This window comes from Devosia sp. MC1541, from assembly GCF_012847305.1.
GTDB lineage: Bacteria > Pseudomonadota > Alphaproteobacteria > Rhizobiales > Devosiaceae > Devosia.
The window spans coordinates 24,335-47,723 of the sequence record NZ_JABBDZ010000004.1 but is presented as its reverse complement, the minus strand read 5'-3'; the positions used below and the strand labels follow the sequence as shown (position 1 = coordinate 47,723).

Sequence of the window (23,389 nt, the reverse complement as noted above, 5' to 3'; positions counted from 1 at the left end):
TGAAGGGAACCTGCTAATGGTCGGGCATGTCTGATCTATTCGCTGCAGATCCTGCTGATACTGATAGAGCCCGGCCTCTCGCCGACCAGTTGCGTCCGCAAAACCTCGATGAGGTCATCGGACAAACGCATCTGTTGGGTGAGGGCGGCACACTGCGCCGCATGTTAGCCTCGGGGCGACTTGGCTCGCTGATTTTGTGGGGGCCTCCCGGCACGGGCAAGACCACTGTGGCGCGTCTCTTGGCCGATCAGATCGGCTATAAGTTCGTGCAGATTTCCGCGATCTTTTCGGGGGTCGCGGACCTTAAAAAGGTTTTTGAGACGGCGCGATTTGAACGGCAGACGGGGCACCGCACGCTGTTGTTTGTCGATGAGATTCACCGCTTCAACAGGGCCCAGCAGGATAGTTTTCTGCCGGTGATGGAAGACGGCACGGTGGTGCTGGTTGGGGCGACGACAGAAAACCCCTCGTTTGAACTCAATGCGGCGGTGAACTCGCGGAGCCAAGTGCTTCGGTTCCAGTCGCTTGATGCGGGGGATCTGGAAAAGCTGCTGCAGCGGGCCGAAACGCATCTTGGGATTGCGCTGCCGCTGACGCCAGAAGCGCGTGAGACGCTGCTGACGCTCGCGGATGGCGATGGACGCGCTATGCTCGGGCTGGTGGAGGAGCTGCTCGCTTCGGCACAGGACGGCGAAGTGCTCGACCCAACGAGCATGCTGACGGTCGTGCAGCGGCGTGCGCCGGTCTATGACAAGGCGCAGGACGGGCATTACAATCTGATCTCGGCGCTGCACAAAACCATTCGGGGGTCGGACCCGGATGCGGCGCTGTATTATTTCAATCGCATGCTGGAGGCGGGGGAGGACCCGCTGTTCCTCGCGCGGCGTCTTATTCGCATGGCCTCGGAGGATATTGGCCTAGCGGACCCGCAGGCGCTTGTTCACGCCGTGGCGGCGAGAGACGCTTATCAGATGCTCGGTTCGCCCGAAGGTGAGCTATCTCTGGCCAATTGCGTGGTCTATTTGGCGCTCGCGCCCAAGTCGAACGCGATCTACACCGCCTATAAGGCCTCGCGTGCGCTTGCGAAAACCTCGGGATCGCCAACGCCGCCGATGGTGATCCTCAATGCCCCGACCAAGATGATGAAGGGCGAGGGCTATGGGGAGGGGTATATTTATGACCACGACACGCCAGAGGCGTTCTCGGGGCAGGAATATTTCCCGGAAAAGATTGGTCGGCAGAGATTCTACGAGCCGGTGGAGCGCGGGTTTGAGCGCGATCTGAAAAAGCGCGTCGACTATTTTGACCGTTTGCGCGCGGCTAAACGTGAACGTGATAAGAAATCATGATCCAGCACTTTGCGCTTGTCGGGATCGGTGGAGCGTTGGGCGCTATGGCCCGCTATGGCCTAGCGCTTGGTGTCGGACGATTTTGGTTCGGCACCTTCCCGGTGGCAACACTTGTCGCTAATGTTTTGGGATCATTGGCGATGGGCGTGCTGGTTGGGCTGCTCGCGCGATTCTTGCCGCCCCATGCCGAAGACATCAGATTGTTTCTCGCTGTCGGCGTTTTGGGCGGCTTTACGACGTTTTCGTCGTTCTCTCTGGATACAATTTCGTTGATTGAGCGCGGCGCGCTGGCGCAGGCGGTGATCTATGTCGCCTTGTCGGTTGTGGTTTGTCTCATAGGGCTATATCTCGGGCTTCTAATGACCAAAGGTGGAACAGCATGAGCGGCGTACAACATCGTGAAGTAACAGCAGACGACGATGGTATGCGTCTGGACCGGTGGTTCGCTCGGCATTTCCCCCAGTTGGGTTTCGCGCGGCTGCAGAAGATCATTCGTAATGGCGAAGTGAAGGTCGACAAAAAGAAGGTCGAGACCAGCACGCGCCTTTCCGAAGGTCAGACCGTGCGCATTCCGCCGATCGATGATCCGGATACCGTTCGTGCCTTCAAGGTGAATGAAGACGATGTGCGGTTCCTGGAAGACATCATCATTTATGAAGATGACGATATCTACGTCTTCAACAAGCCTGCAGGCCTTGCCGTGCAGGGCGGTACCAACACCACTCGTCACCTCGATGGTCTGCTGAAGAACCTGCCGAACAAGCTCGGTGAAGCGCCGCGCCTCGTGCACCGTCTCGACCGCGATACCTCCGGGTGTCTCGTTGTGGCCAAGACGGCTCAGGCGGCCAAGCACTTTGGTGCCGTGTTCCGCTCGCGTTCGGCGCGCAAAATTTATTGGGCGCTGGTGGCGGGCAATCCGACCCCACGTCAGGGCGAAATCTCGTGCTTCCTCGCCAAGCAGGCGACTGAGGACGGGGAACAGATGGTTGTGGTGCGTAATGGTGCGCCGGGCGCTGTTCACTCCTCGACCTATTTCTCGACCACAGAAACGGCAAGCCGCCGCTTTGCTTGGGTGACGCTGAAGCCAGTGACTGGGCGTACGCACCAGTTGCGCGTCCACATGGCGCAGAACGGTACGCCGATCATCGGCGATCCGCGCTATTTCAATATTGAGAACTGGCAGGAAGCGCCGGGGCTCGGCGAAGGCCTGCACCTGCATGCGCGTCGCCTAGCGATCCCACTGCGTAACGGCAAGAAGCTCGATATCTCGGCGCCTCTGCCGGACCATATGCGTCAGAGCTGGGAAGCGCTTGGCTTCGATGCTGACCGCTATGACGTGCAGAAGAATGATCCGGAGACGGACATTTGAGGCTCGTCATGTTCGACATGGACGGGACGTTGATCGACACCCAGTCCTTGATTTCTGAACATATGACGCAAACCTTCGTGGGCGCGGGGCTAACGCCTCCGACGCCCGCGCAGTCGCGTCGTGTGATTGGCCTGTCGCTCCCCAATGCTATCGCTACCCTTATGGGCTCGGACGATATGGTATTGGCTGAGCAGATGGCCGAAGACTATCGCAGCCGCTATCGGGCGATGCTGACGACCGGCGCGGGCCGCGAGGGGTTTTATCCCGGCGCGCGCGAAACGCTGGACCTTTTGCATGCGCAGCAGGAAACGCTGCTTGGCATTGCCACTGGTAAGGGCTTGCGTGGTGTGCATCGCATTACGCAGATGCATGGTATCGAACACTATTTTTCGACGCTGCAGACGCCGGACAATAACCCATCCAAGCCGCATCCCAGCATGATGTTGACCGCTATGGCGGAAACGGGCGCTCAGCCGCATCAGACTGTGATCATCGGCGACACCACATTCGATATCGAAATGGGCAAGGCCGCAGGCACCAAGGCTATTGGCGTGCTGTGGGGCTATCATGAGCCGGATGATCTGATCCGAGCTGGCGCGGACATTCTTATCGAGAGATACGAAGACCTGCCGGCCGCTATCGACCAAGTATTGGAGAACTGACATGCGCGACCAGCTTGAAGAAGCCCACAAGCACATGGAGGACGGCTACGGTCGCGCACAGCATTTGCAGCAGACCGAACTGCCGAAGCGCTTCTATAAGGAAGTGGACGTGGCGCGGGTTGAGGACGGCTTTGTCGTCACGCTTGACGGCAAGCAGACCAAAACCCCCGGCCACAAAAAGCCGATTGTCGTACCGGTTCAGTCCATGGCTCAGGCGATGGCTGAAGAATGGGCGGCGCAGGGCGAGTTTATCGACCCGGCGACCATGCCGACAGTTCGCCTGATCAATTCGGCGATCGAGAGCGGCGACGACATGGCTCCGGCCTTCCGCGCTGAAGTGGTCAAGTTCGCAGCTGGTGATTTGTTGCTCTATCGTGCCGATGCTCCGCAGGAATTGGTAGAAGAGCAGGACAAGCTCTGGGACGGTGCGCTGGTGAAGCTGGCACGGCACTTCGACGTTGCCTTCCAGCCGACAGTTGGCATTCTGCATCAGGATCAGCCCAAGGCGACGCTTGAAAAGCTCGATGCAGGTCTTGAAGGGCAGGGGCTGCTGACGCTGACCGCGCTTGTATCGATCACCGGCATTACCGGCTCCGGTCTTCTGGCTATCGCTTACCTTCATCAGCTGCTGACAGCCAATGATGTGTGGGACGCGGCGCATGTCGACGAAGATCACCAGAATCGCCTTTGGGGCGAAGATGATGAAGCGATGGAACGCCGGGCCAAACGCCGCGTCGAATTCGACGTGGCTATCGCTGTGGTGGACGCGCTGCGTTAACGCGTGCGTTCCACAATCCACTGCGCCGTTTCTGGCGAAATCTCCGTGAGCGGGTCGAGAACAAAGTCCCGCTCATGGGCAAAACGATGCGGCAAGATGAGCTTGGTCGTATCCATCACCACGCGCTCGTAAGCCACAACATCAATATCAATGAGCCGTGGGCCCCAGACTTCGTGGCGCACGCGCCCCATGTCGCGCTCGATGTCGAGGCAAGCGTGGAGCAGATCGACGGGCGATAGGTCGGTCTCGACTTCTGCGGCCATATTGGCGAAGTCGGGCTGATCGGTCTTGCCCCAAGCCTTCGTGCGAATGACGCTTGATTGCTTGGTGATGGTGATGTGGTCGTGCGCATCGAGTAGCGCGATGGCTTGCTCGAGTTGGGCGGCTGGGTCGCCGATATTGGCGCCAAGGCTGAGCCAGGCTTTTGCCATTAGTTTGGTCTCACGCGATGAATTTCAATTGCCGCTTCGCCCGACACCATAGCGATGGGGGCCGAGGGTTTGCGCAGGCGCAAAATGATCCAGTTGATGTCAGGAAGCTCAGCGAAGAGGGCAGTGGTGATGGTGTGGGCGACGGCTTCAATCAGGTTGAAGCGCTTGGCCTCAAAGGCGGCTTTCACTACGTCATAGATCGAGGCGTAGCTGACGGTTGAGGTGATGGTGTCGGTTTCGCCGGACGGGCTGAGATCGACGCCGCACTGCAAATCGATGAAGAAGCGTTGGCCCAGCTTGGCTTCTTCCTCAAAGAGGCCGTGATAGCCGAAAAAGCCTAGATCATTGAGGATGATACGGTCGCCGGTGAATGGGGTGGTCATGGAGCGGTCTCCTCGGGGCCGTAGAGCGTAGCTTGGGCGATGCGCAGCGCATCAGAATTGGCGCGAACATCGTGGACGCGGAAGATATGGCCCCCGCGCTCGTAACCTGCAACCGTGGTGGCCAAAGTTCCTGCCAAGCGCTCGCTCGGTTCGTTGCCCAGCACTTTGCCGATCATCGACTTTCGTGAGGTGCCGACGAGTGTGGCGAGGTCTGGGAAAGCGCGAATCAATTCAGAGAGTTGGCGCAGGATGCTGTAATTTTGATTCAGGGTTTTGGAGAAGCCTAAGCCTGGATCCAGAATGAGGTTTTCGCGCGCAAGGCCCGCGTCGGCGGCGATCTTCAATGTTTGGTTGAAGAAGGCGATCATGGCGGGGATGACGTCCGTTTCGGCGGTCCAGCCGCGGTCCCAATGCATGGCAATGGTCGGCACGCCGTAGAGGGCGGCGACGTCGGCCATATAGGGATCAGCCTGCAGCCCGTTCACATCGTTGATGATGTCAGCGCCGGCCTGAATGGCCTGATCGGCGACGAGGGGCTTCATCGTATCGATGGAGATGGGCGTGGTGATGCCAGCGGTGCGTATGGCGTCAATCGCAGGGATCACGCGATCGAGCTCTTCCTGAACCGAGACAGGTGCGTGGCCGGGGCGCGTGCTTTCGCCGCCAATGTCGATGATGTCCACGCCTTCGGCGACCATGGCTTGCGCGTGGGCGAGGGCGGTCTCGACACTGTCGTGGGTGCCGCCATCGGAAAAACTATCCGGGGTGACGTTGAGAATGCCCATGACAAGCGCGCGCGGCCCAGCAATGAGCTTTTGGCCGCTGCGCAGCGTGTAGGCGTGGTGCGTGTGCATCTAATGCTCCGCGTGAAATGACCCTCATCCCATAGCGTAGAAACGCGGCGGGGTCATGGTTCGTGCCACGGAAGCTGTGGAGCGCTATTTGCCTTCGCGGGTTTCGACGAGGGTTTTTAGGATCAAGGTCAGCACGGCGATGAAGGTCAGGGTCGAGGCGGCGGCGAAGGAGCCGGTGATGTTAAAATCGTTGAACAAGAGAGTGATCTGCAGGGGCAGGGTGTTCGTTTGGCCTCGGATGGCGCCAGAGACAACGGAGACCGCGCCATATTCGCCCATGACGCGGGCGTTGGTCAGGATTGCGCCATAGATCAGCGCCCAGCGGATGTTGGGCAGGGTGACGAACCAGAACATCTGCCAGCCACTGGCGCCAAGCGAGAGGGCAGCTTCTTCATCTTCAGTGCCTTGCTGGCTCATCAAGGGAATCAACTCACGCGCCACAAAGGGGGCGGTGACGAAGAGACTGACAAGAACAATGGCGAGGGGTGTGAACATGATTTGGATGTTCGCGGCCTTGAGGGCCGGGCCGAAGAGGCCCTGTCCACCGTAAAGGAAGAGATAGGCGACACCGGCGACGATGGGGCTCATGGCTGCTGGGAGCTCAATAAAGCTGATGAGCAGTTGGCGACCACGGAAGCGGAAGCGCGTGACAAGCCATGCCAGAGAGGTGCCGACGACGATATTGACCGGAACGGCGATGAGCGCGACGAGCACTGTCAGCCAGATCGCGTGGAGCGTACCGGGTTCAATGATATTGGCGAGGTAGACGGCAATCCCTTCGCGCAAGGCGAAGGTGAAGATCAGCGCGACCGGCACGACCAGGCTGAGTGCGGCGAAGGCAAAGGCTAGCGCAATCAACGCGTTGGCGGTTATGCTTTGCGTTTTGATTCCGGACATTGTCTTACCCATTTCTCTCGGCATAGCGCGTTTGCCAAGCGGCAAGGGCGTTGGTGGCGACGAGCGTGAGGAAGGCGACGAGAAGGAGGACCGTCGCGAGGGCCGCTGCGCCTTCGTAATTGTACTCGTCGAGGCGGATATAGATCAGCAGCGATACGATTTCGGTCATGCCCGGTAGATTGCCTGCAATGAAGACGACCGCTCCGAACTCACCGAGCGAGCGGGCGAAGGAGAGCACACATCCGGAGATGAAGGCGGGGAGGATGGTGGGCCAGATGACGCGGGTGAAAATCTGCCAGCGGCTCGCGCCCAGGGTCTGCGCTGCCGCCTCATAGCTTTCGTCGAGATCTTCCAGCACCGGCTGCACAGAACGAACAACGAAAGGAATGGAGGTGAAGGTCATGGCGGCGATGATGCCGAGCTGGGTGTAATTGACCTTAATGTTGTTGGGCTCGAGGAATTGCCCGTACCAACCGGTTCCCGAGAAAAGCGTCACCAAGACCAGGCCCGCGACAGCTGTCGGCAGGGCAAAGGGGAGGTCGACCAGAGCGTCGAGAATACGGCGACCGGGGAAACGATAGCGGGTGAGAACCCAGGCGAAGAGCATGCCGACAATGCCATTGATGATGGTGGCATAGAAGGCAGAGCTGAAGGTGATGCGATAGGCGGCCAAGGCGCGGTTGGACGAGATAATGCGCCAGAACTCGCCCCAACCCATGCCCGTGACTTTGAGCAACATGGCGGCGATGGGCAGGAGGACGATGAGGGAGATGTAAAAAACAGATACGCCCATGGTGAGGCCGAAGCCGGGCAGGAAGTGCTTAGAATGCGGTTTTGCCATGGGGTGTTCTCATAGACTTGGCGGCGCAACAAAAGCTGCGCCGCCGGATAGAATAGGTATGGCAGAAGGGGTTATTGGTTCAGGAAGACCTTGTCGAGCAGGCCGCCGTCGGCAAAGTGTTCCTCAGCAGCCTTTTGCCAGCCGCCAAACTCTTCTTCGACGGTCACGAGGCGAACTTCTGGGAAGCGATCTGCGTGCTTGGCCAAGACTTCTTCGTTTGTAGGGCGATGGAAGTTTGCGGCTGCAACTTCCTGACCTTCGGGCGAGAAGAGGAAGTCGAGATAGGCCTTGGCCACATCGCGGCTGCCACGGGCGTCCACGACCTTATCGACAATGGCAACCGGGAACTCGGACAGGAACGACACAGACGGCGTGACCGGCTGGTACTTGTCGGTGCCAAATTCGTTGGCGACTGCGAGCGCTTCGGCCTCAAAGGTGATCAGAACGTCGCCAAGCTGGCGCTCAGTGAAGGCGGTGGTTGCAGCGCGGCCACCGGTTTCAAAAACGGGCACGTTGTTGAAGAGCTTGGTGAGGAACTCTTCGACCTTGGCGGTGTCGCCTGCGTATTCCTCGGTCGCCCAAGCGCGGGCTGCGAGATAGGTGTAGCGACCGTTGCCTGAGGTTTTGGGGTTCGGGAAGATGATCTGCACGCCCTCGGTCACCAGATCACCCCAATCGTTGAGGTTCTTTGGGTTGCCAGCGCGGACGAGGAAGGACGGGAAGGAATAGAAGGGGGTGGCGTTGTTCGGGAACTCAGTTGCCCAATCGGCCGAGACGAATTCGCCGTCCACGAGGCGTTGAACGTCCGTAACCTGATTGAAGGTCACGACGTCTGCTGCCAGGCCTTCTAGAATGGCGCGGGCCTGAGCGGAGGAGCCGGCATGGGACTGGTTGACCGTGACGGTCGCGCCGGAGGCTGTGTAGGCCTCGTTGATGGCGGCGAAGAGCTCGCGTGCAATATCGTATGAGGCGTTCAAGATGTCGGTGGGCTGAGCGTAGACCGGCGCAGCAGAAACGGTCAGTGCAGCCAAAGTGGAAACAAGGAGCTTATTCATAACGGCGCAAGTCCATCGGTTTGAGCAATTGAGATGGAGATGAAACGGCTTGCGGTGCGTCGTAAAGGTCCAAAAGACTGAACTGGATGAGTAATTTACGCGCTGAAACTTAGTCGCAAATCCATTGCGTCTGACTTCAAGACCGCGCGAATTTTATTCTAAAGGTGCTGGCCGCCAGTGGCGACCAGCGCAAGTTCATTTCGCCACGGCGCGTCCGATGCCGATAATTATGCAGGCGCCAATAAAGCCCGCGACGAGATAACCAATCCAGCCACCGAAGGAAATTCCCAGCAGGCCAAACAGAACGCTGGCGATAATGGCACCAACGATGCCGAGCAGGATGTTCTTGAGAACGCCGCCACCGGCATTCATGAACATGCTGGCAAGCCATCCGGCGATGCCGCCAATAATGATCGCACCAATAATTCCAACACCGTCAAAACCCATGTTTTCGCCTCCTCGCGAAGTGAGTCTGTACGGGCTTAGCGTGGCACACTACGGAGAAAAGGCAAGAACTGCCTAAAATTGCTGCAATAAACAAAAATGCCGACACATATTGTGCCGGCATTTTGAATTTTTATTACTGCTGATAGCCGTTTGACTATTTTGCGGCAGGGACTGCGAAGAGATCGTATTCGTCATTGTCGGTCACGGTGACCGAAACAATGTCGCCGATCTTGATGCCGTCAGCATTGTCGACATAGACCTGACCGTCGATCTCCGGAGCATCCCACTTAGAGCGCGCGATAACGCGGTTCTGCTCGGGCTGAACGTCATCAACGATCACGTCGATGGTGCGACCGACCTTCTTGCTCAGCTGGTGGTAGGAAATGTCCTGTGCCACTTCCATGAGCTGGGCGAAGCGCTCTTCCTTCACTTCTTCCGGAACAATGCCCGGCAGATCGTTGGCAGGAGCACCTGTCACTGGTTCGTACTTGAAGCAGCCAGCGCGATCGATTTCGGCTTCTTCGATCCAGTCGAGAAGGAATTCAAAATCTTCTTCGGTTTCACCAGGGTGACCCACGATGAAGTTCGAGCGGATGGTCAAATCTGGGCAGATTTCGCGCCACTTCTTGATCCGGTCGAGGGTCTTTTCGTGGTTCGCTGGGCGCTTCATAGCGCGCAGAACGGTTGGCGAAGCGTGCTGGAACGGAATGTCGAGGTAGGGCAGAACGAGGCCTTCGGCCATCAGTTCAATCACCTGATCGACATGTGGGTATGGGTAGACATAGTGCATGCGCACCCATGCGCCGAGCTCGCCGAGTTCCTTGGCGAGGTCATAGAACTTCGCCTTCACGTCGCGGCCACGGTACTTGGATGTCGCGTATTTCAGGTCGACGCCGTAAGCCGAGGTGTCCTGCGAGATAACCAGCAGTTCCTTGACGCCAGCGCGGATGAGGCCCTCGGCTTCGCCGAGAATTCCGGCGGCAGGGCGCGAGACGAGATCGCCGCGAATCTGAGGGATGATGCAGAAGGAGCAACGATTGTTGCAGCCTTCCGAAATCTTCAGATAGGCATAGTGGCGAGGCGTGAGCTTGAGACCGCTCTCCGGGACCAGATCGACAAAGCGATTTGGTACTGGGGGCAGGTGCTCATGAACCGCCGAAACCACGTTTTCGTACTGGTGCGGGCCGGTGATGGCCAGCACGTTCGGATGGGTTTCGCGGATGAGGCCTTCTTCAACGCCGAGGCAGCCGGTGACGATCACGCGGCCGTTTTCGTTGAGAGCTTCACCAATCGCTTCCAAGCTTTCCTGCTTGGCGCTATCGAGAAAGCCGCAAGTGTTGACGAGAACAATGTCCGCGCCTGCATAGTCGCGGCTAAACGAATAGCCCTGCGCCCGAAGCGTGGTCATGATGCGCTCGCTGTCCACAAGCGCCTTGGGGCAGCCGAGGCTGACGAGTCCGATTTTTGGCGCCTGAGTCATGCGCGTGCAGAATTCCGCTAAGTAAGAGAATGGCGCGTCATACAGAATTCTGCACGGTTACGCAATGTGACTGGCCGTCACTTACCGATGATCAGCTGTGCAGCGAACGCGGATCACGGGCTCGTGAATGGAATTAATGCGTGAACAGTGCGTCTGTAACAGTGTGGTTTATTAGAACAGCGTTGTTCGATTACCTTTTAGCGACTGGCGCGCCGAATTGGCGCAGCATTATTGGAGTTCCCATGTTCGACCGTCTCTCCGCATACGCGCCGCAGGCCCTCGCTGTGCTGCGCATTATGGCAGCATTGCTGTTTCTCGCTCACGGCACACAGAAGCTCATGGCGTTTCCTGCTGGCGGTTTCCAGCCAGGCGCTGATACGATTTTCTTCTGGGCAGGCGTTATCGAGATCGTCACCGGTATCCTGATCGCAATTGGTTTCTTCACCCGTCCAGCGGCATTCATCGCTTCGGGTACCATGGCTTTCGCTTACTTCATGGGCCACGCGCCGCAGAACTTCTTCCCGGTCAACAACGGTGGTGACGCGGCAATCCTGTTCTGCTTCGTGTTCCTCTACCTGGTATTTGCAGGTCCTGGCGCTTGGAGCGTTAACAAGAAATAAGTGCCTCCCTCGGTGCTGATAGAGACCCTCGGCTTCGGCCGGGGGTCTTTTTTTGTCTGCTGCTGGGAGCGTGTGGCGGTGCGACCAATAAAAAAAGAGAGCCTATGGGGCTCTCTTTGTAAGGCGCGGGAGGGGGGGCGCTAAGGTTAGCTTCCGTGTGTCTGGCCGGGTTTGGTGGAGGGCGAACGAACAGCGTCTTCCGGGTTCAGCGGGGTCGATGCTGGCGGCGTATAGGGCGCGGGCTCGGTGGCTGGCGTCATATATTCAGCAGCTTCAGCATAATCGCGGTCGTCTTCGCCTTCTTCGGCAAGATCGCGAATAGCGTCGCGGACTTCATCGAGCAGGGATGCCGAGTACCGCGAGCGCTGGACCGTGTCGCCAGCGGTTTCGTGATTCTTGAACCAGACGAGAAGAGCTTCACAAAGGATGCGCAGCGCCACGAAGGCCAATAGACCGAAGACCGCGATTTCCAGAATGCCCCACAGGCCGTTCCCAAAGCCCTGCGAGAAGCGGAAGAAGAAGTGGCTCACAATCCAGAGCAGAATACCGGCTAGGCCAAGGGCGTAGAAAATCGGCATGAGCTTGGGCGACAGAATCGCGTCCAGCCGGAACAGGGTCTGACGGGTGAGTAGGCGTTTAATATCGTCCAATTTCATAAGTCAGCTCCTCGATTCGCGGACGGTCTAAAGGTGTTCGTCCAAGTGCCCTATGGCAAGGTTTTACGCCACTGTTGTTGCGCCGAAAATAGCTTCAAACCGGGTGCGTAGAACCGAATCTACTTCAGGCATGCTCAACAGAAGCCCCAAGTCCTCAAAACTAGTGACGCCTTGGTCGGTGATTCCGCATGGCACAATGCCGTTATAGTGGCTGAGATCAGGCGAAACGTTGAGCGCGATGCCGTGGAACGTCACCCATTTGCGCACGCGAACACCGATGGCTGAGATTTTATCTTCACGCCCTAAACCTTTTTCAGGTCGCTGCACCCATACGCCGACGCGCCCTTCGCGGCGCTCACCTTTCACATTATGGCTTTCGAGCGTGTCGATGACCCATTGCTCTAGCCCTTGGACGAGGCAGCGAATGTCGCGCCCGCGTTGGGTGAGGTCGAGCATGACATAGGCAACGCGTTGGCCGGGGCCATGATAGGTGTACTGACCGCCTCGGCCCGCGGGATAGACCGGGAACCGCGCTGTGAGCAGATCCTCAGCGCGCGCTGAGGTGCCAGAGGTGTAAAGGGGAGGGTGCTCCAAGAGCCAGACGGCCTCAGAAGCCTCGCCTGATGCAATCGCCGCCACGCGCTCATCCATCATGCGCAGAGCCTCTGGATAATCCAGTGGCGCATCGAAGATGGTCCATTCGACAGCCTGATCATCCGAGCGCAGGAGCTTTGACTTGATCTGACACGCTTCGTTGTTGGTTGTTAACACTTTCATAACCATGCTGGGCCGAATTTAAGGTAGAAGCTGCGCGACACTAACAGATCGAGCCTAAGACCTATCTATGAGCACTCTGGACAATATTGAAGTGGACATCACCGTGGAACTCGGCGCGTCCACGTTGCCGATCCACCATTTGCTGCGCATGGGTCGCGGTGCTGTGATCGAACTCGACACCACTGAACATGATCCCCTGCGCATTTATGCCAATAATACGCTCGTGGCTAAAGGCGAGGTGAATGTAGAAGACGGGCGCCTCCGCGTTTTCGTCAAGGAAAAGACTTTTAAAGCAGGGTAGTGGGAAACTTCCACAGGCTGAGGATTTTCGAATTTAAACGCTTGTGGTCCCCAGAACCGTTTGCTACATCCCCCCTCGTTGAAGCGCAGATGCGGTTCAACTTCTACCAGAATGTGCGGTCGTGGCGGAATTGGTAGACGCGCAGCGTTGAGGTCGCTGTGCCCGAAAGGGCGTGGAAGTTCGAGTCTTCTCGACCGCACCATTATTCAAAAACCCCGGCGATCTTCGGATCGGCGGGGTTTTGAGTTTTCAGGGCTCTGATTTTCCTATCTTTTTCCATTTTCGACTTCCGTTGTGGAAAGATTGAAATAGGTCGTGATCAGAGGCTCGGGGTGCTTGTTAAGGCCAAAAGCCTTTGCTAAACCCCTCCTCGTTGAAGCGCAGATGCGGTTCAACTTCTACCAGAATGTGCGGTCGTGGCGGAATTGGTAGACGCGCAGCGTTGAGGTCGCTGTGCCCGAAAGGGCGTGGAAGTTCGAGTCTTCTCGACCGCACCATTATTCAAAAACCCCGGCGATCTTCGGATCGGCGGGGTTTTGAATTTTTAGGTCTTGCCTAAGTATCTATCAGCGCTAGGTTAGTGGCGTATGTACATTCGTGCGCGGAGCGTATGGTGGATATCGACGCACTCCAGAGAATATTCGCATTTCAAGCGGTCGATAGGCGGCAAAAGGCCATAACGTCCGGCGTCCAATTCGTGCACTATACTAGCGCCGAGGCGGCGTTGCAGATTTTGCGCAATGAAAGTGTATGGCTGCGTAAATCTGCGGTCATGAACGATTTTTCTGAAATCGAGTACGGCAATCGCCTGCTAGTTGCGGCATGGCATTCAGATGCTGGCACAAAACTCAAAAATATATTGGATCGGGATTTTGATGGGAGCGCTGCTTGGGTAGCTGCTGATCTGGATGCGGCGGTCCGAAAAATGCGTCTTGATACCTATATGGTGTGCATTTCCGAACACCGGAAATTTGAGAATGGCTTGGGCCGTCTCTCAATGTGGCGTGCATACGGCAACGTAGCAATCGTAGTCCAGCCCACCGCGTTCATGGAAAACGCAAATCCGCCGTTACCCCTATATTCGCTGCCTGTTTCCTATTTGGACCCAATGGGTTTCCAGAAAAATTTCCAGAAGTTCGTTTATCGCTTTATGAGCGCATTGCCTGAACTTCGTAAATTACAAATAGCTGCAGTCCGGGAGTGGCTGAGTCGGTGTTTTCGGCAGTTTATTCTTGGCACAAAGCATAAGGGGTTCCGGGAAGAGCGGGAATGGAGGGTTATCTATTCACCTGAGAGCCCCAGCAGCCCACTGATTTCCAAGAATGTTGAAGTCGTGCGTGGGGTCGTTCAACCCGTGATAAAGTTGGATTTACGGGACGCGCCAGACCTTGGTATTCGCGGCTTAGCGGTTAAAGATTTCGTCGAAAAAATTATAATTGGTCCGACAGCGTTTCCTTTGGTGCAGAGCGAGGCTTTTGCGACGGTGTTAGAAGCGAAGGGGGTGCCCGATCCTCTTTCACGAATAGAGATTTCGGACATCCCGCTCCGTCAATAATGCTCCCATCGAGTGGTCCACTTACCTCACCAGTCCAATTTGCGCCGCCTGTTTGACCGCTTCAGTGAGGCCTGCAAACTGTTTGGCGGCGAGGCGACCAACTTGCCAATAGAGATCGACGTCGAGCGTCGCTCCGGGGATCAGTTCTACCAAGCGACCACTGGCCAGATGATCGTGCACCAACGCGGTGGGGTTAAGGCACCAGCCCATGTGGGCGAGGGAGGCTTTCACAAAACCATGACTGGACGGGATGAAGTGCGTCGGCCCCGAAACCGTTGTGCCGAAGTTGGTCACCAGCCAGTCCCTTTGCAGCTGATCCTTCTGATTGAAGGTCACGACTGGGGCGTGTGCGAGGGCTGCAGCGGTTACGCCTTGTGAGAAATGGCGCTGATAAAACTGCGGGCTCGCCGTGGCGTGGTAGCGGAGGTTGCCCAGCCTGATGACATCGCAACCGATGATCGGCTCTGCTTTTGATGTCACTGCGGCGAGCACGCGGCCTCGGCGCAGCCAATCATGCGTGAAATCCTGATCGTCTATAATGATGTTCAGGACGTTGGAGCTGGTCGCCGCAAATGCAGCGGCAGCGGGCATGAACCAGGTCGCAAGGCTATCGGCATTCACGGCGATGTCTAGCGTGAGCGGCTTGGCGGTGTCCCCAAGTGAGGGCAGGTGGGTCAGCAGGTCGTTTTCGAGGGAGCCAACCAATTCCATATGGCGGCAGAGCCAAGCGCCCTTTTCTGTCGCAATGCAGGGTGTGCCGCGTTCGATGAGAACAGCGCCGAGACGCTCTTCGAGCTGGCGCACCCGTTGGGAGACGGCTGACTGCGTGATATTGAGCTTTTGCGCGGCGCGCTCGAAACTGCCAGTTTGAACCACCATGGCAACGGCGTGTGCTGCAGGATAGTCAATCATGGCATTAGCCCTCCTAATGGTGATGCAATTTCTTTAATTGGCCTAATTGATTGCACGGTCGTTAGGCAAGGGCCGGGTGCTGACTGAAGGAATCGCAATGGACGTGTTCGGCATAGGCTTGGCGACTGGCCTCACTTTGATTTTGGCCATCGGCGCGCAGAACGCCTTCGTGTTGCGGCAAGGCTTGCGCGGGGAGCATGTGCTCGCGGTGGTGCTGACCTGTGCCATATCGGATGCACTGCTTATCGCGCTCGGGGTGACGAGCTTTGGTCATGTGGCCGCGATTTTGCCGTGGCTGGAGACCGGCATGCGCTTTGCGGGCGCGGCCTTTCTCATCTGGTACGGGCTGAAAAGCTTGCGGTCAGCGTTGCAATCGACTGGGGCACTGGTGGTGGACGAGCAAAAGCCAAGTGCTAGCCTAGGCGCGACGTTGCTGACCTGTTTGGCGCTCACCTGGCTCAACCCACATGTTTACCTTGATACGGTGGTTTTGCTTGGATCGATCTCGACCCAGTTCCCCGGCGCACAGGTGCTGTTTGCTGCAGGAGCCATCACCGGGTCTTTTGTGTTCTTCTTTGCCCTCGGATTTGGCGCAAGATTGCTGCGTCCTGCGTTCGCCAATCCTGCGTCATGGCGTTGGCTAGAGGGTGCTATTGCCGTGGTGATGTGGCTGATTGCGTTGAAACTTCTGTGGCCGGAAGCGCAGGACTGATCGGGGGCCAGTCAGAGATTTTCAATTTTGGCGTGCGGAAGCCCATGGCTGCCCACGCGGCTGCCAAGCGCGCATAGAATTTTGTGGTGTGCCACTTGCTGGCTGGAATCGAGTGGTCGAACTTTGTCTGCGCCGGTGCATCGGCAATTTGCGTGCGCAGGTCAGGGCGTTGACGCTCGGCCATGGGCCACATGCTTGTGTAGATGCTCAGCCAGTGGCCACCCGTGAATTCAACGAAGACGGGCGAATTGCAGCAAGCCGTGAGAACGCGCCGTGTCGGGGCTGTTGCTGATAGGCGATAGGCGTGTAGGCCATCGAGTCCATGGGGGAAGCGCACGCGATCCTTGCGATAGAGCGTGTAGTTGGTGCCCCCATTATCTTCGGTTAGCGCGCGTGCTGGGCCAAAGTTCGCCAACTCCCGTGCAGCCTTTCGGCAGGAGGCGCAGTGGCACTGTGCGCTCAACAGCGGACTGCCAACAACTTCCATGTGAAATTGCCCGCATTGGCAAACGAGTGTGGTCGTAACGTCCATTCCTACTCCAGAGGTGGGACTGATCTCAAAGTAGTCATAGTGTTTTTGTTATTCGCGCGAAAGTGGCCTGCGACTGGAGGCCAGCGCATCACTTAGGCGAAGTGCTAGTTCTTGATCTGTTATTGTTGTCATGCGGATGAAAACGCCGTCTTGGCCGACGAGCTCGTCGGTTTCAAAATATATGTCGGGCGAGATGTCGAGCAGGAGAACCTTTTGGTCTGCAGGGCATTTTAGCCACAGTAGGCCGGTTTCACGCAGCTCGGCGATGATCTGGTCGTGGTAAGCGATGCAGGGCCCCGCTATGCCCTCTTTGACCATAATCTCATCATTCAGAGCAGCTTGAGCTAGGGTGTAAACCCGAGAAAAGTCGGTGCGGGCGGCGATTGGCTCAGACATTTTCATAGCCTCGACATTAGAGAAGAGAAAAGCTTTTGCAGGTCACTGGCGCGGCGCAGATTGAACAGGTACAGCTTGCCACGCCCCTGAAACCCCCAGGACACGAAAAGGGCTCCCTATGAGCGACGAATCCACAATCATGTCCGGTGAAGACCTGGGCCGTGTCGACAGCACCTTCCGCGATGCGGAGGGGCGGATCAGCCTTGCTTGGGTAGGCGAGGTTCGGGCGCTGCTCGAACGCGAGCAGCTTGAGGCGCTAGTCGCGCTCCTAGAGCCGCTGCATGCGGGGGACGTTGGCGACCTGCTCGAACAGCTGGAAGCTGAAGAGCGTATCCATCTGGTTCGACTACTCGGTGATTTGTTCGACTTCTCGGCCCTGACCGAGGTCGACGAAAGCATCCGTGTCGAGATCATGGACGCGATTCCGAATACGGAAATCGCCCGCGCCGTGGCCGAACTCGATCATGACGACGCGGTGTATTTGCTCGAAGATCTGGAGCAAAAAGACCAAGACGAAATTCTGCGGGCTATGCCCACGTTCGAACGGCTGGCGTTGAAGCGAAGCCTTGATTTCCCTGAAGATTCGGCCGGACGCCGGATGCAGACGGAATTCATCGCCATTCCGCCATTTTGGACGGTGGGGCAGGCGATCGACTACCTGCGCGCCGAGCCCGAATTGCCGGAAGAGTTCTATCAGCTCTACGTAGTTGATGCGGGCTATAAGGTGCTTGGCGTTTTGCCGCTCGATCGGTTCTTGCGGACGCAGCGTGCGGCCAAGGTCGATACGATCATGAACACGCAGCTGACGCTCATAAAAGCGGAAGACGACCAAGAAGAAGCCGCGCGCATTTTCGAACGCTATGACTATGTCGAGGTTGGCGTGGTCGATAATGGCGACCGTCTTGTGGGCGTGTTGACCATCGACGACATTGTCGACGTTATTCAGGAAGAAGCCGAAGAAGACATTCGCCTGATGGCAGGCGTGGGCGACGAAGACGTTTCTGACACCACGGTCGACACGGTGAAGAGCCGTACGCCATGGCTGGTGGTGAACCTGTTCACGGCGCTGTTCGTATCGTTGGTCATTGGGCTCTTCGACGCCACCATCGAGCAAATGGTGGCGCTCGCCGCGTTGATGCCGATTGTTGCTTCTATGGGCGGGAACGCCGGGGCGCAGACGATGACTGTTACGGTGCGTGCGCTGGCCATGCGTGAGCTGGATGGTGGACGATTGCGCCGGCTTATTCGCCGCGAAATGGTGGTGGGCGTCGCCAATGGGGTGCTCTTCGCCATTCTAATCGGGCTTGTGACCTGGTTCCGCTATAGCAATCCAGAACTGGGTGTGGTGATCGCCTTGGCCATGGTGATCAACATGATCGTTGCCGGTACATTCGGTGTGCTCATTCCATTAACGCTGGATCGTTTGAAAGCGGATCCGGCGATTGCATCGGCAGTTTTCGTGACGACGATTACCGATGTGGTTGGCTTCTTTGCATTTTTGGGAATTGCCGGGCTGTGGTTCGGACTATTCTAACAAACAGTCATGCGAACGCATCCGCGTGACTGTTGCAGAATGGTCGCTTGCATCCCGTCTCTATTGTCATTAGCGTTTCATTTACCATCTGCCGCGCGGTGGCGGCTTGGTGTGGACGACTGACAAGGAGCGATCTCATGCGCAGTCAACCGAAGCCTAATCTGTGGATGACCATGAGTTGGGCACTGGTGTGCCTTGTGTCCATGGCACTGGTTTTTTCGATTGTAGCTGGCGTTGCTTAAACGCCGGGACTAGTCTCTCCCAAGAGTTCAGGAAGGGCGCCTGGCCACCGGGCGCCCTGCTTTTTTGGTTGAGGAGACTGCGGTGAAGCTATTGATCGGGAATCGCAATTATTCGACGTGGTCTTTGCGTCCTTGGCTCGTACTCAAGCATTTTGACATCGCTTTCGAGGATGAAGTTCTACAACTTTCTGGCCCGAATTTCCGTGATGTCCTAGCGCAACATTCGCCCACCGGGCGTGTGCCGCTGCTGATCGATGGGGAGCTGCTGATCCCGGAATCAATCGCCATCATCGAGTATCTTGCCGAGACATTTCCGGAGCATGCAATCTGGCCGCGTGATCGGGCGGAGCGCGCATTGGCCCGTGCCGCAGCAGCCGAAATGCATGGTGGGTTCTCGGCATTGCGCAATCACGCCCCGATGAACCTAAGGGCTTCGCACCCAGGTAGGGTGGATGCGGATGTGGTGCGTACCGATTTGTCGCGCCTCGAAGCGCTGTGGGGGAATTTTCTGCAGAAATCGGGCGGGCCCTATCTCTTTGGCGCATTCTCGGCGGCTGATGCGATGTTTGCCCCTGTCGCGACGCGCATTCGCACCTATGAATTGCCAGTGACGGATTTGGCTGGTCTCTATGTCGAGGCGATTTATGCGCTGCCCGCCTTTCAGGCTTGGCGCAATTTGGCGTTACAGGAACCCTGGATCGTTGACGACGATGAGATCGACGTTATTCAGGGGCGTGTCGCTCCGGGAAATTTGGCATGATTCATATGGTTAAACTCTGCGTTGGGATTTCCAGCGTGGAGGAACTCGAAAGCTACCGCTATGAGCGCGCTCATTGGTGGGGCGCTGATTATGGCGAGGACGTGCACGTTCACCGGACGCGTATGACGCCCAAACGCGGCGACGAGATGGAAGGCAAGGCGTCGATCTATTGGGTCATCGCAGGGTCTATCGGTTGCCGTCAGAAGATCCTGCGGTTTGGCTCGCACACCAGTGAAGAGGGGATCAACTATTGCGATTTGATCCTTGATCCAGAGATTGTCCGGACCGTGCCCTATCCCAAGCGTCCTTTCCAAGGCTGGCGCTATCTTCGGCCAGAGGATGCTCCGCCTGATCTGGGCGTCGGGGCGAATGACGATAGCGATAACTCGATGGAGATCGCCGCTGAATTGGCACGGATGGGGCTGATCTGACGGGGCGCTGAACCCCACCCTCGATCCGTCCCCCGGGGGCGCAGGGGCGATGGGTCTGCACCACAGGGTGAGCGCAGGCTTTCGCTTTGCGGGGCTGGCTGTGCTCAGTTTGTGATGGGGAAGTGTATATAAAACAGGGGCCTAGTGGCCCCTGTTGAGAGTTTGAATCTATTCGGCTGCGCGGGTCGCATATTGAGGACGTCGTTCGATGACCTCCTTGAGGTACTTGCCCGTATAGGATCGCTTATTCGCCGCAACGGTTTCTGGCGTGCCTGCGGCGACGACTTCACCACCACCATCGCCGCCCTCAGGGCCTAGATCGATCACCCAATCGGCGGTCTTGATGACTTCCAAATTGTGTTCAATGACGACAACGGTATTGCCGCCATCGACCAGTTCCTGAAGCACTTCTAAGAGCTTGGCGACGTCGTGGAAGTGAAGGCCCGTGGTTGGCTCGTCGAGCATGTAGAGCGTGCGGCCAGTGGCGCGTTTCGACAGTTCCTTCGACAGTTTCACGCGTTGCGCTTCGCCGCCCGAGAGGGTCGTTGCCGGTTGGCCAACCTTGACGTAGCCGAGGCCGACGCGCTGGAGGGTGGCGAACTTGTCGCGAATGACGGGGACGGCCGCGAAAAACTCGACGGCTTCTTCGATGGTCATGTCGAGAACGTCGGAGATCGACTTGCCCTTGAACTGGACTTCCAGCGTTTCGCGATTGTAGCGCTTGCCCTTGCAAACGTCGCAGGTGACGTAAACGTCGGGCAGGAAGTGCATCTCGATCTTGAGAACGCCGTCGCCTTCGCATTTCTCGCAACGGCCGCCCTTAACGTTGAAGCTGAAGCGGCCCGGGCCGTAGCCACGTGCCTTGGCTTCGGGTAGGCCCGCGAACCACTCGCGCAGCGGCGTGAACGCGCCGGTGTAAGTGGCGGGGTTGGAGCGCGGCGTGCGGCCAATCGGGGATTGGTCGATGTCGATGACCTTGTCGAGATACTCGAGACCAGTGAGGCTTTGGTGCGGGGCGGGGACCACGCGTGCACCATTCAGGCGACGCGCAATCGCACTGTACATGGTGTCGATCATCAGCGTCGACTTGCCGCCACCGGAAACCCCGGTGATGGCGACGAACATTCCCAAAGGAATGTCGACATCGACATTCTTGAGATTGTTGCCTGTGGCACCCCTAAGCGAGAGCGATTTGCCCGTTTTACCTTCGCGGCGTTCGGCAGGGATAGCGATCCCCATGCGGCCGGAGAGGTATTTGCCGGTTAGAGAATCCGGGTGGTCTAGAATGTCCTGCGGCGTGCCTTCGGCAACAATATTGCCGCCGTTGACGCCAGCGCCGGGGCCAATGTCGAGAACATAATCGGCGGTCAGGATCGCGTCCTCGTCGTGTTCAACGACGATGACGGTATTGCCGAGATCGCGGAGGCGTTGCAGGGTTTCGAGAAGGCGGGCGTTGTCGCGCTGGTGCAAGCCGATAGATGGCTCGTCCAGAACATAGAGCACGCCGGTCAGGCCCGAGCCAATCTGGCTGGCAAGACGAATACGCTGGCTTTCGCCGCCCGACAATGTGCCGGAATTGCGGGACATGGAGAGATAGTCGAGGCCCACATCGATCAGGAAATTGATGCGTTCGCGGATTTCCTTGAGGATGCGCTCGCCAATCTGCTTTTGGGTCGGGCTCAGCTTGTCGGTGAGGTCATTGAACCACTCAGCGGCATTGCGGATCGACTTCTCCGTCACCTGACCAATGTGTAGACCATCGATCTTGACTGCCAAGGATTCTGGCTTGAGGCGATAACCGCCGCAGGACAGGCATGGCTTGGCCGACATGTATTTTTCGATTTCCTCGCGCGTGCCAGCGCTTTCGGTTTCCTTGTAGCGACGCTGCAAATTGCCGATGACGCCCTCAAACGCTTTTGACGTTTTGTATTGGCGCAGGCCATCGTCATAGACGAAGTCGATAGCAGTGCGGCCGGTGCCGAAGAGAACGGCGTGCTGAACTTCGAACGGCAGGTCTTTCCACGGCGTGGTCATGGCCGCGCCGTAGTGGGACGCAACGGCCGCGAGGGTCTGCTGGTAATAGGGCGCGCTGGTCTTGGCCCAAGGTAGAATGGCCCCGTCCTTAAGCGAAAGCTCGGTATCGGGGACGATCTGATCGCCATCGATGCCTTGCTCGGTGCCGATGCCGTCACAAACTGGGCAAGCGCCGAAGGGATTGTTGAAGGAGAACAGGCGCGGCTCGATCTCGGCGATGGTGAAGCCGGAAACAGGGCAGGCGAATTTCTCGGAGAAGGTCAGGCGACGCGGATTGCCCTTGTCGTCCTTCTCATCGGCGAATTCGGCAAAGGCAATGCCTTCTGCAAGACCAAGCGCCGTTTCAAAACTTTCGGCGAGGCGGCCGGAGATATCGGGTGAAACAACAAGCCGATCAACCACGACTTCAATGTCATGCTTGAACTTTTTATCGAGGGCCGGAGCGTCTTCGATCTCGTGGTATTCGCCATCGATTTTGACGCGCTGGAAGCCGCGGCGCATCAGCTCGGCGAGTTCCTTCTTGAACTCCCCCTTGCGGCCACGAGCGATCGGCGCGAGCAGATAAAGGCGTGTACCTTCCGGGAGCTCAAGCAGGCGATCCACCATCTGGGTGACGGTTTGGCTTTCAATCGGCAGGCCGGTCGCTGGTGAATAGGGAATGCCAACGCGGGCGTAGAGAAGGCGCAGATAGTCGTAGATTTCGGTGACAGTACCCACCGTCGAGCGCGGATTGCGCGAGGTGGTCTTTTGCTCAATCGAAATCGCGGGAGACAGGCCTTCGATGTGTTCCACATCGGGTTTCTGCATCATCTCGAGGAACTGGCGGGCGTAAGCGGAGAGGGACTCCACATAGCGGCGCTGGCCCTCAGCATAGATGGTATCGAAGGCGAGAGAGGATTTTCCCGAGCCGGAAAGGCCGGTCATCACAATGAGGCTGTCGCGCGGGAGCTTGACGTCAATGCCCTTGAGATTGTGTTCGCGCGCCCCGCGGACGATGATTTCGCGGTTTTGGCTCGGCGGGTTCTTCATCTGGTCGTCCATGCTTCAAATGGCGCAGCGGCTGCTGCACCATGGGAGTTATACGGATTTGGCGAAAGCCATCACATAGGCTCGCGTTGGGTTGCGCGCAAGAAATGCTAACGCGATCGTCAACGCAAAGGTTTTCGAGTCCGGTTCAAATGTTTTGTGAACGTAAAGGGAACATTTTATTTGAGCAAGCCCCGAATACTGCGCGACTTCGGAAGTCTGCTTGCATCAAGCCTGCTGACAGACCGTGTCAGCAGGGGCTTGACCGGCGGGCTTTGGTGTGGAACATTTTGAGAACATTAGTCAGTTGTTAAGAACCTGAAATGCGCGCCTGCACCGCGAGGCGGACTGGTTT

The 23,389-nt window shown here is 57.5% G+C and carries 25 protein-coding genes and 2 tRNA genes; 14 read left to right on the top strand and 13 right to left on the bottom strand.

Annotation, left to right across the window (positions count from 1 at the left end; translation table 11 throughout):
- Positions 1-26 precede the first annotated feature (26 nt).
- From HKD40_RS06225 to HKD40_RS06205, 5 genes are read left to right on the top strand one after another with little or no spacing between them, the layout of a single operon-like run.
- Positions 27-1,349: a replication-associated recombination protein A gene (locus tag HKD40_RS06225; RefSeq protein ID WP_169194874.1), complete on the top strand. Its 1,323-nt coding sequence runs from the start codon at positions 27-29 to the stop codon at positions 1,347-1,349.
- Entirely contained in the window at positions 1,346-1,732 is a 387-nt protein-coding gene (gene crcB / locus HKD40_RS06220; RefSeq protein WP_210257038.1) for a fluoride efflux transporter CrcB, read from the top strand. Before HKD40_RS06225 ends, crcB begins: the two co-directional genes overlap by 4 nt.
- Entirely contained in the window at positions 1,729-2,718 is a 990-nt protein-coding gene (locus tag HKD40_RS06215) for an RluA family pseudouridine synthase (RefSeq protein ID WP_169194873.1), read from the top strand. The genes crcB and HKD40_RS06215 overlap by 4 nt, the downstream gene beginning before the upstream one ends.
- An 8-nt stretch (positions 2,719-2,726) precedes the next feature.
- Positions 2,727-3,380, top strand: a complete 654-nt coding sequence (locus HKD40_RS06210; RefSeq protein WP_169194872.1) for an HAD-IA family hydrolase — start codon at positions 2,727-2,729, stop codon at positions 3,378-3,380.
- A 1-nt stretch (position 3,381) separates the two neighbouring features.
- Entirely contained in the window at positions 3,382-4,158 is a 777-nt protein-coding gene (locus HKD40_RS06205; protein WP_169194871.1) for an ATP12 family protein, read from the top strand.
- Here HKD40_RS06205 and folK read toward each other — a convergent pair.
- The 8 genes from folK to rimO all read right to left on the bottom strand — a co-directional run bounded on the left by folK (position 4,155) and on the right by rimO (position 10,546).
- The gene (gene folK, locus HKD40_RS06200; RefSeq protein ID WP_169194870.1) at positions 4,155-4,589 is read right to left on the bottom strand and encodes a 2-amino-4-hydroxy-6-hydroxymethyldihydropteridine diphosphokinase; all 435 of its coding nucleotides are present in this window, start codon (positions 4,587-4,589) and stop codon (positions 4,155-4,157) included. The two genes, HKD40_RS06205 and folK, sit on opposite strands and share 4 nt — an antisense overlap.
- A complete protein-coding gene (gene folB, locus HKD40_RS06195) occupies positions 4,589-4,972 on the bottom strand; it encodes a dihydroneopterin aldolase (RefSeq protein ID WP_169194869.1) in 384 nt (127 codons plus the stop codon). The genes folK and folB overlap by 1 nt, the downstream gene beginning before the upstream one ends.
- On the bottom strand, positions 4,969-5,826 hold the full coding sequence (gene folP, locus HKD40_RS06190) for a dihydropteroate synthase (protein ID WP_169194868.1): 858 nt from the start codon (positions 5,824-5,826) through the stop codon (positions 4,969-4,971). Before folP ends, folB begins: the two co-directional genes overlap by 4 nt.
- Positions 5,827-5,910: 84 nt before the next feature.
- Complete coding sequence (gene cysW / locus HKD40_RS06185) at positions 5,911-6,723, bottom strand: sulfate ABC transporter permease subunit CysW (protein WP_248305944.1); 813 nt, start codon at positions 6,721-6,723, stop codon at positions 5,911-5,913.
- A gap of 4 nt (positions 6,724-6,727) precedes the next feature.
- Positions 6,728-7,564 carry a sulfate ABC transporter permease subunit CysT gene (gene cysT / locus HKD40_RS06180; RefSeq protein ID WP_169194866.1) on the bottom strand — a complete coding sequence of 279 codons (837 nt, stop codon included), beginning with the start codon at positions 7,562-7,564 and terminating at the stop codon, positions 6,728-6,730.
- Positions 7,565-7,635: 71 nt separating this feature from the next.
- On the bottom strand, positions 7,636-8,619 hold the full coding sequence (locus HKD40_RS06175) for a sulfate ABC transporter substrate-binding protein (protein WP_169194865.1): 984 nt from the start codon (positions 8,617-8,619) through the stop codon (positions 7,636-7,638).
- 195 nt (positions 8,620-8,814) lie between these two features.
- Positions 8,815-9,066, bottom strand: coding sequence for a GlsB/YeaQ/YmgE family stress response membrane protein (locus tag HKD40_RS06170; protein ID WP_169194864.1), 252 nt, complete (start codon positions 9,064-9,066; stop codon positions 8,815-8,817).
- 154 nt (positions 9,067-9,220) lie between these two features.
- Positions 9,221-10,546, bottom strand: coding sequence for a 30S ribosomal protein S12 methylthiotransferase RimO (rimO, locus tag HKD40_RS06165; RefSeq protein ID WP_169194863.1), 1,326 nt, complete (start codon positions 10,544-10,546; stop codon positions 9,221-9,223).
- A gap of 242 nt (positions 10,547-10,788) precedes the next feature.
- Between rimO and HKD40_RS06160 the strand changes: the two genes are divergently transcribed.
- Positions 10,789-11,166 (top strand): DoxX family protein, encoded by a 378-nt coding sequence (locus tag HKD40_RS06160; RefSeq protein WP_169194862.1) that lies wholly within the window; start codon positions 10,789-10,791, stop codon positions 11,164-11,166.
- Positions 11,167-11,312: 146 nt separating this feature from the next.
- Here HKD40_RS06160 and HKD40_RS06155 read toward each other — a convergent pair whose 3' ends face one another.
- A complete protein-coding gene (locus HKD40_RS06155; RefSeq protein WP_169194861.1) occupies positions 11,313-11,822 on the bottom strand; it encodes a DUF4282 domain-containing protein in 510 nt (169 codons plus the stop codon).
- A 63-nt stretch (positions 11,823-11,885) separates the two neighbouring features.
- Positions 11,886-12,599: a lipoyl(octanoyl) transferase LipB gene (gene lipB / locus HKD40_RS06150; protein ID WP_182393911.1), complete on the bottom strand. Its 714-nt coding sequence runs from the start codon at positions 12,597-12,599 to the stop codon at positions 11,886-11,888.
- Between the two features lie 67 nt (positions 12,600-12,666).
- Between lipB and HKD40_RS06145 the strand changes: the two genes are divergently transcribed.
- The 4 genes from HKD40_RS06145 to HKD40_RS06130 all read left to right on the top strand — a co-directional run bounded on the left by HKD40_RS06145 (position 12,667) and on the right by HKD40_RS06130 (position 14,455).
- Positions 12,667-12,900, top strand: coding sequence for a FliM/FliN family flagellar motor switch protein (locus HKD40_RS06145; RefSeq protein ID WP_169194859.1), 234 nt, complete (start codon positions 12,667-12,669; stop codon positions 12,898-12,900).
- A gap of 115 nt (positions 12,901-13,015) precedes the next feature.
- Positions 13,016-13,102 (top strand) — tRNA-Leu (locus tag HKD40_RS06140).
- A gap of 208 nt (positions 13,103-13,310) precedes the next feature.
- Positions 13,311-13,397: transfer RNA gene (locus HKD40_RS06135), tRNA-Leu, on the top strand.
- 113 nt (positions 13,398-13,510) lie between these two features.
- Positions 13,511-14,455 (top strand): DUF2971 domain-containing protein, encoded by a 945-nt coding sequence (locus HKD40_RS06130; protein WP_169194858.1) that lies wholly within the window; start codon positions 13,511-13,513, stop codon positions 14,453-14,455.
- Between the two features lie 21 nt (positions 14,456-14,476).
- Here the strand turns inward: HKD40_RS06130 and HKD40_RS06125 are convergent, their stop codons facing one another.
- Positions 14,477-15,367: a LysR family transcriptional regulator ArgP gene (locus HKD40_RS06125; RefSeq protein WP_169194857.1), complete on the bottom strand. Its 891-nt coding sequence runs from the start codon at positions 15,365-15,367 to the stop codon at positions 14,477-14,479.
- Between the two features lie 97 nt (positions 15,368-15,464).
- On the opposite strand from HKD40_RS06125, the gene HKD40_RS06120 reads away from it, so the two are divergent.
- Positions 15,465-16,079, top strand: coding sequence for a LysE/ArgO family amino acid transporter (locus HKD40_RS06120; RefSeq protein WP_182395996.1), 615 nt, complete (start codon positions 15,465-15,467; stop codon positions 16,077-16,079).
- 580 nt (positions 16,080-16,659) lie between these two features.
- Here HKD40_RS06120 and HKD40_RS06115 read toward each other — a convergent pair.
- Positions 16,660-17,007 carry a hypothetical protein gene (locus HKD40_RS06115; protein ID WP_169194856.1) on the bottom strand — a complete coding sequence of 116 codons (348 nt, stop codon included), beginning with the start codon at positions 17,005-17,007 and terminating at the stop codon, positions 16,660-16,662.
- A 118-nt stretch (positions 17,008-17,125) separates the two neighbouring features.
- Between HKD40_RS06115 and mgtE the strand changes: the two genes are divergently transcribed.
- From mgtE to HKD40_RS06100, 3 genes are all read left to right on the top strand, one after another.
- Complete coding sequence (gene mgtE / locus HKD40_RS06110) at positions 17,126-18,541, top strand: magnesium transporter (RefSeq protein WP_248305943.1); 1,416 nt, start codon at positions 17,126-17,128, stop codon at positions 18,539-18,541.
- 324 nt (positions 18,542-18,865) lie between these two features.
- Positions 18,866-19,543 carry a glutathione S-transferase family protein gene (locus HKD40_RS06105; protein ID WP_169194855.1) on the top strand — a complete coding sequence of 226 codons (678 nt, stop codon included), beginning with the start codon at positions 18,866-18,868 and terminating at the stop codon, positions 19,541-19,543.
- Positions 19,540-19,974, top strand: a complete 435-nt coding sequence (locus HKD40_RS06100) for a DUF1489 domain-containing protein (RefSeq protein WP_169194854.1) — start codon at positions 19,540-19,542, stop codon at positions 19,972-19,974. The genes HKD40_RS06105 and HKD40_RS06100 overlap by 4 nt, the downstream gene beginning before the upstream one ends.
- Positions 19,975-20,142: 168 nt before the next feature.
- Here the strand turns inward: HKD40_RS06100 and uvrA are convergent, their stop codons facing one another.
- A complete protein-coding gene (uvrA, locus tag HKD40_RS06095; protein ID WP_199368467.1) occupies positions 20,143-23,037 on the bottom strand; it encodes an excinuclease ABC subunit UvrA in 2,895 nt (964 codons plus the stop codon).
- Positions 23,038-23,389 lie beyond the last annotated feature (352 nt).